The sequence below is a fragment of the Mesorhizobium sp. NBSH29 genome (genome assembly GCF_015500055.1).
GTDB lineage: Bacteria > Pseudomonadota > Alphaproteobacteria > Rhizobiales > Rhizobiaceae > Neomesorhizobium.
The window spans coordinates 1,149,454-1,164,193 of sequence record NZ_CP045492.1 but is presented as its reverse complement, the minus strand read 5'-3'; the positions used below and the strand labels follow the sequence as shown (position 1 = coordinate 1,164,193).

Annotated in this window: 16 protein-coding genes, 1 tRNA gene and 1 pseudogene; 12 read left to right on the top strand and 6 right to left on the bottom strand. The window is 59.3% G+C overall.

From position 1 onward, the window contains the following. Positions 1 to 23 precede the first annotated feature (23 nt). Together GA830_RS05710 and GA830_RS05705 are read left to right on the top strand one after the other, a co-directional pair. Complete coding sequence (locus GA830_RS05710; protein WP_195164116.1) at positions 24 to 995, top strand: complex I NDUFA9 subunit family protein; 972 nt, start codon at positions 24 to 26, stop codon at positions 993 to 995. 20 nt (positions 996 to 1,015) lie between these two features. Next, complete coding sequence (locus GA830_RS05705) at positions 1,016 to 1,786, top strand: sulfite exporter TauE/SafE family protein (RefSeq protein ID WP_195164115.1); 771 nt, start codon at positions 1,016 to 1,018, stop codon at positions 1,784 to 1,786. 9 nt (positions 1,787 to 1,795) lie between these two features. Here the strand turns inward: GA830_RS05705 and GA830_RS05700 are convergent, their stop codons facing one another. Beyond that, on the bottom strand, positions 1,796 to 2,602 hold the full coding sequence (locus GA830_RS05700; RefSeq protein WP_195164792.1) for an undecaprenyl-diphosphate phosphatase: 807 nt from the start codon (positions 2,600 to 2,602) through the stop codon (positions 1,796 to 1,798). A 154-nt stretch (positions 2,603 to 2,756) separates the two neighbouring features. Between GA830_RS05700 and GA830_RS05695 the strand changes: the two genes are divergently transcribed. The 10 genes from GA830_RS05695 to GA830_RS05650 all read left to right on the top strand — a co-directional run bounded on the left by GA830_RS05695 (position 2,757) and on the right by GA830_RS05650 (position 11,835). Further along, positions 2,757 to 3,449 (top strand): glutathione S-transferase family protein, encoded by a 693-nt coding sequence (locus GA830_RS05695; protein ID WP_195164791.1) that lies wholly within the window; start codon positions 2,757 to 2,759, stop codon positions 3,447 to 3,449. Beyond that, entirely contained in the window at positions 3,449 to 4,585 is a 1,137-nt protein-coding gene (queG, locus tag GA830_RS05690) for a tRNA epoxyqueuosine(34) reductase QueG (protein WP_195164114.1), read from the top strand. Before GA830_RS05695 ends, queG begins: the two co-directional genes overlap by 1 nt. Continuing rightward, positions 4,582 to 5,487 carry an SDR family NAD(P)-dependent oxidoreductase gene (locus tag GA830_RS05685; protein ID WP_195164113.1) on the top strand — a complete coding sequence of 302 codons (906 nt, stop codon included), beginning with the start codon at positions 4,582 to 4,584 and terminating at the stop codon, positions 5,485 to 5,487. The genes queG and GA830_RS05685 overlap by 4 nt, the downstream gene beginning before the upstream one ends. Before the next feature lie 182 nt (positions 5,488 to 5,669). Next, complete coding sequence (mepA, locus tag GA830_RS05680; protein WP_195164112.1) at positions 5,670 to 6,713, top strand: penicillin-insensitive murein endopeptidase; 1,044 nt, start codon at positions 5,670 to 5,672, stop codon at positions 6,711 to 6,713. Between the two features lie 81 nt (positions 6,714 to 6,794). Beyond that, on the top strand, positions 6,795 to 7,181 hold the full coding sequence (locus GA830_RS05675; protein ID WP_195164111.1) for a methylglyoxal synthase: 387 nt from the start codon (positions 6,795 to 6,797) through the stop codon (positions 7,179 to 7,181). Positions 7,182 to 7,205: 24 nt separating this feature from the next. Continuing rightward, positions 7,206 to 8,231 (top strand): glucokinase, encoded by a 1,026-nt coding sequence (locus GA830_RS05670; RefSeq protein WP_195164110.1) that lies wholly within the window; start codon positions 7,206 to 7,208, stop codon positions 8,229 to 8,231. Between the two features lie 121 nt (positions 8,232 to 8,352). Beyond that, positions 8,353 to 10,209: an ABC transporter ATP-binding protein gene (locus GA830_RS05665; protein ID WP_374939295.1), complete on the top strand. Its 1,857-nt coding sequence runs from the start codon at positions 8,353 to 8,355 to the stop codon at positions 10,207 to 10,209. Beyond that, positions 10,206 to 11,018 carry a 4-hydroxy-tetrahydrodipicolinate reductase gene (dapB, locus tag GA830_RS05660; protein ID WP_195164109.1) on the top strand — a complete coding sequence of 271 codons (813 nt, stop codon included), beginning with the start codon at positions 10,206 to 10,208 and terminating at the stop codon, positions 11,016 to 11,018. The genes GA830_RS05665 and dapB overlap by 4 nt, the downstream gene beginning before the upstream one ends. 29 nt (positions 11,019 to 11,047) lie before the next feature. Then, the gene (locus GA830_RS05655) at positions 11,048 to 11,662 is read left to right on the top strand and encodes a 2,3-bisphosphoglycerate-dependent phosphoglycerate mutase (protein WP_195164108.1); all 615 of its coding nucleotides are present in this window, start codon (positions 11,048 to 11,050) and stop codon (positions 11,660 to 11,662) included. 88 nt (positions 11,663 to 11,750) lie between these two features. Next, positions 11,751 to 11,835 (top strand) — tRNA-Leu (locus GA830_RS05650). A 106-nt stretch (positions 11,836 to 11,941) separates the two neighbouring features. Here the strand turns inward: GA830_RS05650 and GA830_RS05645 are convergent. The 5 genes and pseudogenes from GA830_RS05645 to GA830_RS05630 all read right to left on the bottom strand — a co-directional run bounded on the left by GA830_RS05645 (position 11,942) and on the right by GA830_RS05630 (position 14,538). Then, positions 11,942 to 12,412, bottom strand: coding sequence for a DUF6194 family protein (locus GA830_RS05645; RefSeq protein WP_195164107.1), 471 nt, complete (start codon positions 12,410 to 12,412; stop codon positions 11,942 to 11,944). Further along, positions 12,378 to 12,905, bottom strand: coding sequence for a helix-turn-helix transcriptional regulator (locus GA830_RS05640; protein WP_258045567.1), 528 nt, complete (start codon positions 12,903 to 12,905; stop codon positions 12,378 to 12,380). The genes GA830_RS05645 and GA830_RS05640 overlap by 35 nt, the downstream gene beginning before the upstream one ends. A 15-nt stretch (positions 12,906 to 12,920) precedes the next feature. Then, positions 12,921 to 13,082, bottom strand: a pseudogene (locus GA830_RS20370) (helix-turn-helix transcriptional regulator); the annotation flags it as partial. After that, complete coding sequence (locus GA830_RS05635) at positions 13,083 to 13,472, bottom strand: hypothetical protein (protein ID WP_195164105.1); 390 nt, start codon at positions 13,470 to 13,472, stop codon at positions 13,083 to 13,085. 904 nt (positions 13,473 to 14,376) lie between these two features. Next, positions 14,377 to 14,538, bottom strand: coding sequence for a hypothetical protein (locus tag GA830_RS05630; RefSeq protein ID WP_195164104.1), 162 nt, complete (start codon positions 14,536 to 14,538; stop codon positions 14,377 to 14,379). Between the last annotated feature and the right edge of the window lie 202 nt (positions 14,539 to 14,740).

The following is a 14,740-nucleotide window of genomic DNA, read 5'->3' as shown; positions in this document are numbered from 1 at the left end:
ACATTCTGACTGGAGCTGCCGCCATGACCGTCATCAGCGAAACCCCAAAACTTGTCACCGTGTTCGGCGGCTCGGGGTATGTCGGCCGCCACGTGGTGCGCGCGCTGGCCAAGCGCGGCTACCGCGTGCGCGTCGCCTGCCGACGCCCCGAACTTGCCCACCACCTTCAGCCGCTGGGCAATGTCGGCCAGATTCAGGCTGTTCAGGCCAATGTGCGGGTGCGCTGGTCGATTGACCGCGCCGTCGAGGGCGCCGACCATGTGATCAATCTCGTCGGCATTTTGCATGAAAGCGGTCGCCAGAAATTTTCCGATATCCAGACGCAAGGCGCCCGCGCCATCGCTGAGGCTGCCACAGCGGCGAAGGCCGGTTTCACCCAAATTTCGGCGCTCGGTCCCCATTCAGAGAGCGCGTCGGGCTATGCCCGCAGCAAGGTGGAGGGCGAGGCAGCAGTACAGGCGGCTGCGAAGCGGGCCGTGATCTTCCGCCCCTCGATTATTTTTGGCCCTGAAGACCAGTTCTATAACCGGTTTGCCAATATGGCGCGGTTCATGCCGTTACTGCCTCTGATCGGCGGCGGCAAGACATTGATGCAACCCGTCTTCGTGGGCGATGTCGCCGAGGCGGTCGCCCGCTCGGTCGACGGCAAGGTCAAGCCTGGTGTTTATGAGCTTGGCGGGCCCGAAGTGATGAGCTTTCGCGACTGCATGCAGGAGATCCTGCGCGTCACCGGGCGCAAACGCCCGTTGATCAGCGTGCCGTGGTGGCTGGCCGAGCTGAAGGCATCTTTCCTTGGGCTGCTGCCGAACCCGGTCCTGACCACAGACCAGGTCGCGCAGCTGAAGGATGACAGCATCGTATCCCTGGAAGCAGAAAAACAGGGGCGCACACTTGCCGGGCTCGGTATCCAGCCACAATCCAGCGCGGTGATCGTGCCGACCTATTTGTGGAGATTTAGAGCGGCCGGCCAGTTCAGTCCCAAAACACTGTCCTGACAGCGTTGTCCTGATAGAGCATGTTTGAGACCGCTGCCCCCCTGTTGCCGGACGGCCTAGGGGCAGCTTCTGCGGTTTTGCTGGTCGTTGCCAGCTTCTTCACCTCGGCCCTCACCGCAGCTTTCGGGCTCGGCGGCGGCATCGCCATGTTGGCGCTGCTTGGCCTGTTCGTCCCAGTAGCAGCGCTGATCCCCGTACATGGAGCGGTGCAGCTTGGCTCCAACACCGGCCGCGCCTGGCATCAGCGCGCCAATGTCCGGCTCGATATTGCCTGGCCCTTTGTCGTCGGCAGCGTGCTGGGCGCGGTCGCCGGCTTCTTCCTTGTGGTACAACTGCCCGATGCGGCTCTGAAAATCCTGCTTGGCGGGTTCGTCATCGCGGTCACCTGGGCGAAAATTCCCGGTATCGCCAGACTAGGGCGCGTCGGACTTGTGGGAGCCAGTTCCATGCTGGCTCTGGCGACCATGGTGGTGGGCGCCACGGGGCCCCTGATGTCGCCTATTCTGGCACAGCTTATTCCAGGCGACCGCAAGGCTCTGGTCGCCACCCATGGCGCGGCGATGACGGTGCAGCACGGGCTGAAGATACTTGTTTTTGGCCTGGCGGGCTTTGCCTTCTGGCGCTGGCTGCCGCTGATCGCGGCGATGGTCGCTTCCGGCTTTCTGGGAACTGTCTACGGCACCAAATGGCTCGATCGCCTGCCCGAAGAAACCTTTCGCAAATGGTTTCGCATCGGGCTCACGCTATTGGCGCTCGACCTGTTGCGGCGCGGCATTGCCGCCGCCTTCTAGGCTGAGGGATCAGCCCCAGACCAGAAGGCCGATCAGTCCGAGGCTCCCGACGATCAGCCGCCACCAGCCAAACAGCGCAAAGCCGTGGCGCGACACATAGCCGAGCAGAGAGCGCACAACGATCAGCGCCACCACGAAGGCGGCGATGAATCCGACCGCGATGACCGGCAGGTCGGCGGCAGACAAAATGTCGCGGTTCTTGAACAGGTCGAGTGCGAAGGCACCGGCCATGGTCGGCATCGCCAGGAAGAACGAAAACTCCGCCGCCGAGCGCTTGTCAGCACCCAGCAGCAACCCACCGACTATCGTCGAGCCAGAGCGCGACGTGCCGGGAATCATCGCAAGGCATTGGAAGAAGCCGATGGCGAGGCAGGTCTTGAGCGGGAAATCCATGATATCGCTATATTTGGTCTCGAACGCGTGGCGATCCGCCCAAAGAAGCACGAAACCACCGAGGATGAGCATGATGCAGATCAGCATCGGTGTTTCGAACAACACCGTTTTGATGAAATCATGTGCCAGCGCGCCAATCACAGCAGCGGGCAGGAACGCCAACAGAATGCCGAGCACGAATCGACGTGCTTTTGCGCTGCTGGGCAGATCGACAGCCAGGCGCCACAGTCGCGCAGCATAGACGCTGAGGATCGCCAGGATCGCGCCCAGCTGGATCAGCACCTCAAATGCCTTGCCCGTCGATTCAAAGCCCAGAAAATGGCCCGCAAGCAGGATATGGCCGGTTGAGGAGACGGGAATGAACTCGGTCAAACCCTCCAGTAGACCAAGCAGAAGCGCGTCCAGAATGCTTTGATGTTCCATCAAACCCTCGATGCGGTAGAGAAAACACCGCTTGCTTGTCATGGCGCGCGACAGCCCGTATAGCTCGCGACGCATCTGCCTGCCCAAATCGGGCGGACAGAGACTTACTGGCGCTGCCATGAAATGGCCAGAGCTGATCATTAATCGCGGTATGATGCTGACGCTTTTTCACTATCCCCTCTTCGCCTCCAGCCGTTTTGTCCGCCTCGCCTTTGGCGAATATGGCGAGGAGCTTGCGTTGATTGAAGAAAAACCGTGGTTGCGGCGCAAGGAATTTCTGGCGCTGAACCCGGCCGGCACATTGCCGGTGCTTTTGGCCGAAGGCGATGTTCCGATTGTCGGCGCCTCGGTCATCGCCGAATATCTCGACGAGACCCGCGGCGTGCTGAAGCGCGAGCGGCGGCTGTTTGCCGAGGACCCGATGCATCGCGCTGAAATTCGCCGTCTCGCCGATTGGTATCTCACTAAGGCCGAGACGGAGGTCACCCGCCACCTGGTGCGCGAGCGCGTGCTAAAGCCGTTGATTCCAAGCGTTGACGGCGGCGGCTCGCCCGATTCCGGCGCCATCCGCGCTGCGCGCTCCAACATCAAGCAGCATATGAAATATACCAACTGGCTGGCGGGTACCCGTAACTGGCTGGCCGGATCGCGCCTGACCTATGCCGATCTTGCGGCAGCCTCGATGCTTTCGGTGCTGGATTATTTGGGCGAGATCGACTGGAGCGATTATCCGCAGGCCAAGGAATGGTATACGCGGCTGAAGTCGCGTCCTTCCTTCCGCCCCTTGCTGGGGGACCGGGTGCGCAGCATGTCGCCGGTTTCCCACTACGCGGATCTCGATTTCTGATGGCCACCGCCGTGGCAAACGCCGATCCGGCGCGCCTGCGGCACCTGATCGAGCGCGAGGCCGCGAAAGCCGGCTTCGACTGCGTGGCTGTCACCACCCCCGATGCAATCCCCAAGGCGCCCGGTCGGCTTCAGCAATTCGTCGCCGAGGGCCAGCATGGCAGCATGGAGTGGATGGCCGAAACGGTCGCGCGTCGTGGCGACCCGAAAACGCTTTGGCCGGAGGTGCGCTCCATCATCATGCTCGGCATGAATTACGGCCCTGATCAGAACCCGATCGCGATGCTGGGTCAGAAAGATCGCGGTACCATTTCCGTCTACGCGCAAAACCGCGATTACCACGACGTCGTCAAGGGCAGACTGAAACAGCTCGCCGGAGTGTTTGCCGCGCGCGCAGGCGCAGAGGTCAAAGTGTTCGTCGACACAGCGCCGGTGATGGAAAAGCCGCTGGCCGAGGCTGCCGGGCTCGGCTGGCAGGGCAAGCACACCAATCTGGTCAGCCGTCATTTCGGCTCCTGGCTGTTTCTGGGCTCGATCTTCACCACCGCAGAGCTGGTCCCGGATGCGCCCGAACCCGACCATTGCGGCTCGTGCCGCGCCTGCCTCGACATATGCCCGACCCAGGCGTTTCCCGCACCCTATCGGCTCGATGCTCGGCGCTGCATTTCCTATCTCACCATCGAGAACAAGGGACCGATTCCGCATGAATTCCGCAAGGCCATCGGCAACCGTGTCTATGGCTGCGACGATTGCCTGGCCATCTGCCCGTGGAACAAGTTTGCCAGCGTGGCTTCGGAGATGAAGCTTGTTGCGCGCGACGATCTGCGCGCGCCGGCACTCGATCATTTGTTGACGCTGGATGATTTGGAGTTTCGGACCCTCTTCTCAGGTTCGCCGATCAAGCGCATCGGGCGGGACCGCTTTGTCCGCAATGTGCTGATCGCCGCAGGCAACAGCTGCGACCCCGACCTTGCCGCGCGGTGCACGGCGCTGTTGGCAGACGCATCTCCGCTGGTGCGCGGCGCTGCCGTCTGGGCGCTGGCACAGCTTTTGCCAGCGGCGGAATTCGCCCGGTTGCGCGCACGCCAGAGCGAAACGGACGCGGAAGTTCGCAGCGAATGGGACACGGCAGCATGACTATTTTTGGTTTTGGCGCCGGCTACTCGGTCAAGGCTTTCGCCGCCGCCAACCCGGGCGAAACTGACATCACCGGGACGACGCGTTCTGCGGAAAAATTTGCAGCGCTGGAACAGGCAGGTATCCGCCCGCTGGTGTTTGACGGGACGACGATAACGCAAAGCATCGCCAATGCGCTCGCCATCACGACCCATCTGATCGTCTCGATCGCCCCGGGTGACACCGGTGACCCGGTGCTGCGCGCTGCTGCATCTCACCTGCGCACAATGCCCAGCCTTCAATGGATCGGCTATCTGTCCACCGTCGGGGTCTACGGTGACCATCAGGGCGACTGGGTCGACGAGGACGGCGCGTGCCGTCCCGTCTCGCGCCGCTCAGTGGCGCGCCTCGAGGCTGAGCAGCAATGGCAGGCGCTGGCTGTTGAGATTTCCTGTCCTCTTGCGATCCTGCGCCTCTCGGGCATTTATGGGCCGGGCCGTAATGCGCTGGTCAACGTCGCCAATGGCACCGCGCGCCGCCTCATCAAACCCGATCAAGTGTTCAACCGCATCCACTGCGACGATATCGCCGGCGCGCTCTGGCATCTGGTCAAAAAAAACGAAGGCGGAATTTTCAACGTCACCGACGATCTCCCGGCCCCGCCGCAGGATGTCGTGGCCTATGCCGCCGCCTGCATGGGCGTCGAGGCCCCGCCCGAAATCGACTTTGCCACAGCAGAACTGTCACCCATGGCGCGGTCCTTCTATGGCGAAAACAAGCGCGTCTCGAATGCCCAAATCAAGGCTGCGGGGTACCAGTTCCGCTACCCGGACTACCAGACAGCGCTGGACCATATGTGGCAGGAGGAGACATGGCGCGGCACCGGCACCACCGACTCCCGCAGTCCGATGCGACCCGGTTGAAAATCAGAGTTTCAGGGATCAGTGTCGCGCCGGCGTTCGCAACTTGTTAAAATTAAACGGATAGCCATTAAGCATGCGAGAAAAGTGCCGATACCGAACTGTCCTCGATCCGTAACGGGCATGTTATATTTCGCGTATCAATACGATGAGGCAATTACTGGTTGAAACTGGAAGTCTTGACGATGATCGACCCAGAAAGATTCTTTCCCAGGTTTTTCGCAGCTGCATTGTTGGTGCTGGCAGCGACACTGCTTGCAAACGCAGGCCACGCCGCAGAACTCGCCAAGAATGCGTTCGGCAGCCAGAGGCTGCCGGCTGCGACCTCCCCTGAATCGGTCGGCTTCTACTCGAAAGGCTGCTTCGGCGGCGGTGTTGCGATTGCTGTGGACGGGCCGACCTGGCAATCCATGCGCCTGTCGCGCGGGCGCCGCTGGGGGCATCCGACAATGATAAAGCTGATCGAAAAACTGTCGCGCGACGGAGTTCAGGATGGCTGGCCGGGCCTTCTCGTCGGCGACATCTCGCAGCCGCGAGGCGGCCCGATGCTGACTGGGCACGCCTCGCACCAAATCGGCCTCGACGCCGATATCTGGATGACGCCGATGCCCAAGCGCCGCTTGTCGACGGCAGAGCGCGAAGACCTGAGCGCCACGTTGATGATCAAGAAGGGCGGTCTGGTGGTCGATGAAAGCGTCTGGACTCCGGCCCATCTGGGTATATTGCGGCGCGCCGCCAGCTACTCGGAAGTCGAGCGCATCCTCGTTCATCCCGGCATCAAGAAAAAGCTCTGCGACACCGCCACGGGTGACCGCAAATGGCTGCGCAAGGTGCGCCCATTCTGGGGCCATGACTATCATTTTCACATCCGCATCGGCTGCCAGGCCGGCTCACCTGGCTGCAAGAAGCAGGAGGCCGCTGGTGGCGGCGAGGGTTGCGATTCTGCGCTTGCGTGGTGGTTTACCGAAGAACCGTGGCGGCCGAGCAAAACTCCGCCCAAGCCGCCGGCGCGCGACCGCATCACGCTCAATGACATGCCAAAAGCCTGTCTGGCGATCTTGAAGGCCCCAGCACCCGAATCCGAAGCAGCCGTTACCATTGGCGGCGGCGGGATGGCGCAGACGGCAATCCCCACGACGCTTGCCGAAAAGCTGGCCAAGGGCGCAGACAGCGTTTCCGACACGCCTGAAACGTCGATCCCGGTTCCCGAGACGCGACCGGACAACTGAACCGGTTGCGTGGCGCGCGCTTTTCTGGCACGGAATGGGCGCGCCTCTTCAACCGATTTAACTCATTCCGCCCGGGTCCGAATGGCCACTCAACCGCTTCGCTTTGCGCTGATCGCGCATGACCAGAAGAAGGACGACCTTGTCGCCTTTGCGGTCGCGCATGCAGACTTTTTGGCCGTCTGCGATATTGTAGCAACCGGCACCACCGGACAGCGCATCCTCGACGCCTGTCCGTCGCTTTCTGTGCGCCGCCTCAAAAGCGGGCCGCTTGGCGGCGACCAGCAAATCGGCGCGCTAATTGCGGAAGGCTTAATCGATGTGGTGATTTTCTTCGTCGACCCACTGACCCCGATGCCGCATGATGTCGACGTCAAGGCTTTGATGCGGCTCGCGATTGTCTACGACATTCCCATGGCATTGAACCTTGCCACTGCTGAAATCATCATCGACAACAAGAAGAACGGCTAAGCGCCGTCACGAGGGACTTTTACCATGTCACATCAGCTGGCTGACGAGAGCGTGCTGCAGTTTCCGATTCTGATAGGCGACATTGGCGGCACCAACGCGCGCTTTGCCATCCTGATCGATAGCTTTGCCGAGCCGACACATTTCCCGGTCGTGCAGACAGCCGATTTTGCCACCATCGACGAAGCTATCCAGTCAACGATCCTTGATCGCACCTCAGTCCAGCCGCGCTCGGCGGTTTTGGCTGTCGCCGGTCCGGTAGATGGTGACGAGATTGAGCTGACCAATTGCCCCTGGGTGGTGCGCCCGCACGCGATGATGAAAGAACTTGGCCTTGTCGACGTGGTGGTGCTCAACGATTTTGAGGCTCAGGCATTGGCAGTCGTGGCGCTTGGAGAAGAGCATATGGAAAAGATCGGGCCCGGGGAGCCGGACCCCAATGCGGGCCGCGTTGTGCTCGGGCCCGGTACCGGGCTTGGCGTTGCCGGTCTCATCCGCGCCTGCCAGCGCTGGATACCGGTTCCGGGTGAAGGTGGCCACATGGACATCGGCCCGCGCACTGCGCGTGACCACGAGATATTTGCTCATATAGAACCAATTGAAGGCCGTATTTCCGGCGAGCAGCTGTTGTGTGGACGCGGCCTCGTCAGTGTCTATCGTGCCGTCGCCAAGGCCGACGGCGCAACGCCTCGTTTCACCACGCCAGCTGAAATTACCGGCGCAGCGCTCGAAAAGAGCGACAGGGTCGCGGAGGAAGCGGTGGAGTTGTTCGTCACCTGCCTCGGCCGAACCGCTGGCGACCTGGCGCTCGTTTTTATGAGCCGCGGCGGCGTCTACCTTACGGGCGGCATTGCCCAGAAAATCGTTCCGGCGCTGCAAACCGGCGCGTTTCGCGCAGCTTTCGAAGACAAGGCACCGCACCGCGAACTGATGCGCAACATGCCCGTCTATGTCATCACGCATCCGCTGGCAGCTGTTGCCGGGCTTGCCGCTTATGCCAGAACGCCAATGCGATTTGGTGTGGAAACGGAAGGGCGCCGCTGGAAAGCGTAGACGCTTTCGGTGGCTTTGCGTCTTGATCGTTGCGCATCTGCCATAGGCAAGGGCTGGCGATGCGGTTAAGAGAGGCCCGGAGAAGCAACTCCGGCGCCTTGACCGCTGAACGGACCCGAATTTGACCTTGCCAGTTTCCACCAAGAAGCGAGCCGATCCGGGCGAAGTCGTCGCGGTGCTGAGACGAATCCTGTCAGAAAATGGCCGCGAATATGTTGGGAGCTACGTGCTGGCGGCGCTGTGCCTTCTGGCAGTTGCCGCAACGACGGCTTTCAGCGCCTGGATCATGCGCGATGTCATTGACAAGCTATTTTACGAAAAGCGTCAGGATCTCATCCTGGTGGTCGCCGGCTCGATCGCTGCGGCCTTTGTCATTCGCGGCTTTGCCACCTACGGCCAGTCGGTACTGCTGGCAAAGGTCGGCAACAATTTGGTGGCGCGCTATCAGCGCCGCATTTTCGCGCATTTGATGACGCTCGGCTTCAATTTCTACAACGACACACGCTCAGGCCGGCTCGCCGCCCGCATCAATGAAAACGTCAACGGGATCCGCGACCTTCTCGGCATGACTATGAAGTCAGTGGCGGGTGACGCGGTGTCGCTGGTTGCCCTGATCATCGTCATGTTCCTGCAGGAGCCGATGCTGTCGCTGTTCGCGCTTCTTATCGGCCCGCCGCTGGTGTTAACCGTCAACTATCTGATGCGCCGGCTGCGCCGCATCACGCGCGATTCCGTCGAGATCAATTCGCGGCTTATCGGCGCCATGCAGGAGGCCACGCAGGGCATCGCCATCGTCAAGGCGTTCACCATGGAAGCCCAGCTATCGGCCAAGATCTCGGATCTGGTTACCAATGCAGAGGCGCGCGCCAACAAGATCGCCCGCGTTTCAGAACGCGTTACGCCGATTGCCGAGATTCTTGCCGGCTTCGCTATTGCCGGCGTAATCGCCTATGCGGGCTATCGTTCGGCTGCCGGTGCCGCCCCCCCGGGATCGGTGTTTTCCTTCATCACAGCGCTGCTTCTGGCCTATGATCCGGCGCGGCGCCTGGCGCGGGTGCAGGTCAATCTCGAGCGTTCGCTGGTCAATGCACGCATGATTTACGAGATCCTCGATCTTGAGCCGCACCAGGGCGATGTGCCCGGCGCTCAAGACCTTGCGGTCAAGAAGGGCGAGATTGCCTTTGAGCGCGTCACGTTTTCCTATGGCGATGGCGCGCCGGTGCTCTCGGACGTCAGCTTCCGTGCGTCTGCCGGCAAGACCACGGCTATTGTCGGCGGATCCGGTGCCGGCAAGTCGACGCTTACGGCATTGTTGCTGCGCTTCTATGACCTCGACAGCGGCACGCTTAGCATCGATGGCCAAAATATTGCCGACGTCACTAAAAGCTCGCTGCGCAAGGCCATCGCCTATGTGTCGCAGCAGCCTTATCTGTTCGAGGGCTCGATCCGCGACAACATTCGCTACGGGCGCGAGGACGCCAGCGATGCCGAGATCGAAAAGGCCGCCCGTCAGGCGCAGGCCGATGAGTTCATCTGCCAGCAACCACATGGTTATGATACGCTGGTCGGTGAAAACGGCGTCACCCTTTCGGGCGGTCAGCGCCAGCGCATTTCGATTGCTCGCGCCATCGTGCGCGACGCGCCGATCCTGGTGCTCGACGAGGCGACATCGGCGCTCGACAATGAATCCGAAGCCAAAGTGCAGGAAGCCCTTGCCGGTGTCATGAAAGGGCGCACCGTCATCGTGATCGCCCACCGCCTTTCCACCGTCGTCAGTGCCGACCGCATTGTGGTGCTGGACGTAGGTCGGCTGGTGGAGGAAGGCACGCATGCGCAACTGCTGGCCGATCCACACGGTGTTTACGCCCGCTTTTATCGCTTGCAGGACGACAAGGGGCTAGGCATCGTCGAAGACACCAAGGTGGCGCAGCTGAAGCCCGTACGGGCTACCAAAGCGGGAGTACGGAGCGGGCGATGAGCGGTGGCATGAAACTGGTTGTTGTGGGCGCTGCAGGGCGCATGGGGCAGACGCTGGTGCGGCTGATCCACGAGGCCGATGGCGTCACCCTGGCGGGTGCGCTGGAGCGGCCGGGATCACCTGCACTTGGCCGCGATGCGGGCGAACTGGCTGGTGCCGGGTCTCTCGACATTCCCATAACCGACGATCCGCTGCCGCTGTTTGCCCATGCCGATGGCGTGCTCGATTTCAGTTCTCCTGCCACTTCGGTCGTGCTGGCAGGCTATGCCGCGCAGGCGCGTATTGCCCACATCATCGGCACCACCGGCTGCAGCGCGGAGGACGACGCAAAGATCGCTGCCGCCGCGCGCCACGCCACCATCGTCAAATCCGGTAATATGAGCCTTGGCGTCAATCTGCTGGCGGTGCTGGTGGAGCAGGCGGCGCGCGCGCTTGATGACGATTTCGACATTGAAGTGCTGGAAATGCACCACCGCCACAAGGTGGATGCGCCATCGGGCACTGCGCTGCTGCTCGGCCAGGCGGCAGCCGCCGGCCGCAACATCACACTGGACGACCGTGCCGTGAGAGTGCGCGACGGCCACACCGGCGCACGGCCGGCGGGCGCCATCGGATTTGCCACGCTGCGTGGCGGCTCAGTGGTCGGCGATCATTCCGTCATGCTTGCCGGCAGCGGCGAACGCATCACCCTTGGCCACCACGCCGAAGACCGTGGCATCTTTGCCCGCGGCGCCCTCAAGGCTGCGATTTGGGCACACGGCCAGAAGCCCGGCCTGTATTCCATGCGTGATGTGCTCGGCCTCACCTGACACCAGTTTCGATTATGAAGGGGAAAGAAATGTCTGGAACGCTAGTTCTCGTACGCCACGGCCAAAGCGAGTGGAACCTGAAGAACCTGTTCACCGGCTGGCGCGATGTCGACCTGACCGAACAGGGCGTGGCGGAAGCCAAGGCCGGCGGTGCCAAACTCGCCGATCTCGGCCTGAAGTTCGACATCGCCTATACCTCGGCGCTCAAGCGGGCGCAGCGCACCTGCCAGTTCATTCTCGATGCGACCGGCCAGAGCGACCTGAAGACCATCCGCGATGCGGCGCTAAACGAGCGCGATTACGGCGATCTCAATGGTCTCAACAAGGATGATGCGCGGGCCAAATGGGGCGACGAACAGGTGCACATCTGGCGCCGCTCCTACGACACCCCGCCGCCCGGCGGCGAGAGCCTGCGCGACACAGGCGCCCGCGTTTGGCCCTATTACATGCATGAAATGCAGCCGCATGTGCTGCGCGGAGAAACGGTGCTGGTAGCCGCGCACGGCAACTCGCTGCGCGCGCTGATCATGGCGCTGGAAGGCATTTCGGGGCCCCAAATCGTTAATCTGGAACTAACCACCGGCGTCCCAATGGTCTATGAATTGAACGCCGACTCGACCATCAAATCCAAGAAAGTCCTCTGAGACTCAAACGACGCGTCCCCAATCGGCACCGCCGGCAAAAAGCGCGTTGACACCCGATGCCCGCCCGCTTACATGGGCCGGCACACCTGCCCAGGTGGCGGAATTGGTAGACGCGCACGGTTCAGGTCCGTGTGCCGCAAGGCGTGGAGGTTCGAGTCCTCTCCTGGGCACCATGATTTCCCTGAACGCAAGCGACAGTTCGGTGAAAGTAGCCTGTCGCATTTCAGCAGTTTGCGACGCTTGCAGCATAAATCTGCCCAGAATTTCTACTTCTTAACATCAGCGAAACTTTGCGACACAACCCTTCTTGAACGAAAAAACTGCCTTATCAAATGCCGCATCTATCAACGGGCGGATGTCTCCCAGCGTTTCCATGCTAGGATTTAAGACTGCAATCCAACTCATCCAGCCATAGATAGGATGGGGTGTAAGTTCATCCAGCTTTGTGAAATTCCAACCGCCTTCGACAATCCTACCTTTACTGGGGCGTGGAGGTGGTGGGCCAAACTTCTCAAAATATAAAGGCTTGCTCGTCCCAATATTGAGACGAAAAATGCCATCCCGATCAAGCATTGAGGCACGGTCATTTTCGCCGTCTTTTTCTTTTATCGTTGCGAAATAAACGCCGCGTGGCAGCACTGCTCCTGGATTGTAAAAAAGTGATATTTCACCCCAAGCTTTTACAGCCACAGTTCCTTCATAGCGGTCCAAAAGATCAGTTAGAATTTTCGTTGGCATCAAGTCTGTCATTGTGTTCTTTCAAATAGTCTTTGAGGCGCTTGCCCGGCTCTGGTTTGAACCCACGTCGTAAAATTCGCAGGTTTGTGATGCGATCCAGCCGGAAAACACGAAAGTCGCCCCGATCCTCACACCATCCTGTCAAGGTCAGTGCGTTGTCCCACGCCTCTATCTCTAAAGGTCGAATGATCCGGCGTGTATCAACTTGGGCTATCGATCTATAATCGAATTCAAGCACTGTTCTGCTGAGAATACCTCGCCGGACAACTTCTAAATTTTTCTGAACCGCATCAGGATAGCGCTGCGCATAGATGCCAATTGCACCCCGTTCGGGATCAAGCATTTCAGGTCTGGGCAAAACGGCACGTATTTTGTCACCAAGGCTCTGACTGTGTTCCGACAAAGTCTTACCAAAACCCGATTGAACCAAGGCTAATCCGAGCTCTAACGCTTCCAATTCGCCTGGAGTGAGGTTGAGCGGAGGAAGGAAGACCGGCTCTGTCATCAAGTACCCAACACCTCGCTCCCCGTCTATTGGAACGCCAGATGCTATCAACGTATCGATGTCACGATAGATTGTCCTAAGGGATACCTCCATTCTTTCCGCGATATCTGCGCCTTTGTGCAAGCGTCCGTCACGGAAAAGTTGAATAATGCTAAAAAGACGGTCTGTTCTGCGCATTCACTTACTTAATGGAAGTATGTCCGAATACTTCATTGAAATTGAATCAGGATCAATTGTTGTCATGAAAGTCATCATGTCTTCGCGTTTCATAGCATTTTCAGCAGCAGATTGGGCAATTTTTGCATCAGTCCATTCCACATAATCTGTCCAAAGGCCAGTCTCGTCTTTTGATAGATTGCGCCGAATAAAACCGTCTATCGAACATAGATAAGTCATTGTATCTTTCGCTGCGATCAAAAATTGTTCATCCGTGATATTTTCAGCTAACCGAAATTGAGCGATTTCTGCAACGGCAGGCACTTGGCTCGTCTTTGTCCCACATTCTTGTGCATTGGCAGTGCTTGATAGCAATAAGCAGGCAATTGCTGAAAACAGTATTTTTTTCATTTTCGAATCTCCAATTTTGTAAAACTCTAGTTCGCACATGCCAACTGACACGGTCTGTCAGCTGAGTTATTTTTGTGAAAGCGAGCCCCGACGTCGTATTTCCCCGACTGTGCCTCGTGGGTCCATGAGTGTTTCTGGCATCGGCATGCCGGTTGAAAGAAGGCGACCATGCGGAAATAGAAGATTGAAATCTGGGAAGTTTGAGCGGAACATTGCCATAGACAGGGCAAATATCGCTAAAGCGGCTGTCGAGGTTTTGGAATGCGAGACCATACACCAAGACCGACTACACTTGGATCTCGCTCAATCTTTCCAGCCTAGTGATATGAGGTCGTGGGTAGCAGCAGTTACGGCCATACTCACCCCGGTTGCGCGTACGCCCTTTTTGACCGTTGACGGATGAGGCGCTCTAGGTGTCAGCTGATCCCTACCCCGTCACTCCATACGAGTCGAAGGTGGTGACGATGTGGGATATGGTTGGGGCTTACTGCGGCCAGTATCTTGACCGAGGTACACTACAGCAAGCTTACGCCTCCGAAAGCGTTGATTCGTAAGCCTTTTGCGGCATTAGTCAGTCCGGCACCAACTTATGTCTAGCGCGGCGAAGGCCGGCTTCGCTGCCATCGTTCACCTCGGTGAGGTTGTCGTCAGGCTTGTTCCTGAAAGTCACATTCGACGCTCACAACGATGGTTGAGCCTTTTTTCCCCGACAAACCAGAGACCTTAAAGCCGTAGGGCGTTATGTTTCCAACCGTGCCAAGGGTGGTTTCTGAAAGTTGGCACCACACACAGGCTACACTAGGGCCGGGCAAAGCGATGACCGGACGGTTGTTCGGGTCGGACGCCTGTTCCTACTTCGGCGATAGGACCGAGTCTTCATCACCTTGAATTCGAGGGCTTGCCTTCACGACTTTAAATCCTCCCCCTCCAGCCAAGACAAGGCTACTTCAGCGTACAAAGGTGCGTCCCGGAGCTTGATAGCTTTCGCCTGCAGCGTTGCATGGTAAGCGACCACAAGAGCGATCTCTAACATTTTAATGGCGTGATATCGTTCATCTTGCGTCATCAAGAAACTCGTTGTGCTTTAGGCGAGGAGCAGATGTGCAACGTCCGATAGCAAGAAATGTTCAGAAAGTTTTTTAAATACCAATCTGCTGACGCAGCAAATCGGTAATGATTGACCGCATCCGCATCCAATACATGACATGTGGGTCCCAAGTTGGGGGAGTCGCTACGAGCGCGCCTGCACGGGGATGGTCGGAAATTCA

What these genes read in the sequence shown, in the direction of transcription:
- GA830_RS05705 (WP_195164115.1), top strand. Translation starts at nt 1,016, where the DNA reads ATGTTTGAGACCGCTGCCCCCCTGTTGCCGGACGGCCTAGGGGCAGCT.
- queG (WP_195164114.1), top strand. Translation starts at nt 3,449, where the DNA reads ATGGCCACCGCCGTGGCAAACGCCGATCCGGCGCGCCTGCGGCACCTG.
- mepA (WP_195164112.1), top strand. Translation starts at nt 5,670, where the DNA reads ATGATCGACCCAGAAAGATTCTTTCCCAGGTTTTTCGCAGCTGCATTG.
- dapB (WP_195164109.1), top strand. Translation starts at nt 10,206, where the DNA reads ATGAGCGGTGGCATGAAACTGGTTGTTGTGGGCGCTGCAGGGCGCATG.
- GA830_RS05685 (WP_195164113.1), top strand. Translation starts at nt 4,582, where the DNA reads ATGACTATTTTTGGTTTTGGCGCCGGCTACTCGGTCAAGGCTTTCGCC.
- GA830_RS05710 (WP_195164116.1), top strand. Translation starts at nt 24, where the DNA reads ATGACCGTCATCAGCGAAACCCCAAAACTTGTCACCGTGTTCGGCGGC.
- GA830_RS05700 (WP_195164792.1), bottom strand. Translation starts at nt 2,602, where the DNA reads ATGGAACATCAAAGCATTCTGGACGCGCTTCTGCTTGGTCTACTGGAG.
- GA830_RS05670 (WP_195164110.1), top strand. Translation starts at nt 7,206, where the DNA reads ATGTCACATCAGCTGGCTGACGAGAGCGTGCTGCAGTTTCCGATTCTG.
- GA830_RS05645 (WP_195164107.1), bottom strand. Translation starts at nt 12,412, where the DNA reads ATGACAGACTTGATGCCAACGAAAATTCTAACTGATCTTTTGGACCGC.
- GA830_RS05675 (WP_195164111.1), top strand. Translation starts at nt 6,795, where the DNA reads ATGGCCACTCAACCGCTTCGCTTTGCGCTGATCGCGCATGACCAGAAG.
- GA830_RS05655 (WP_195164108.1), top strand. Translation starts at nt 11,048, where the DNA reads ATGTCTGGAACGCTAGTTCTCGTACGCCACGGCCAAAGCGAGTGGAAC.
- GA830_RS05635 (WP_195164105.1), bottom strand. Translation starts at nt 13,472, where the DNA reads ATGAAAAAAATACTGTTTTCAGCAATTGCCTGCTTATTGCTATCAAGC.
- GA830_RS05630 (WP_195164104.1), bottom strand. Translation starts at nt 14,538, where the DNA reads ATGACGCAAGATGAACGATATCACGCCATTAAAATGTTAGAGATCGCT.
- GA830_RS05640 (WP_258045567.1), bottom strand. Translation starts at nt 12,905, where the DNA reads ATGACAGAGCCGGTCTTCCTTCCTCCGCTCAACCTCACTCCAGGCGAA.
- GA830_RS05695 (WP_195164791.1), top strand. Translation starts at nt 2,757, where the DNA reads ATGCTGACGCTTTTTCACTATCCCCTCTTCGCCTCCAGCCGTTTTGTC.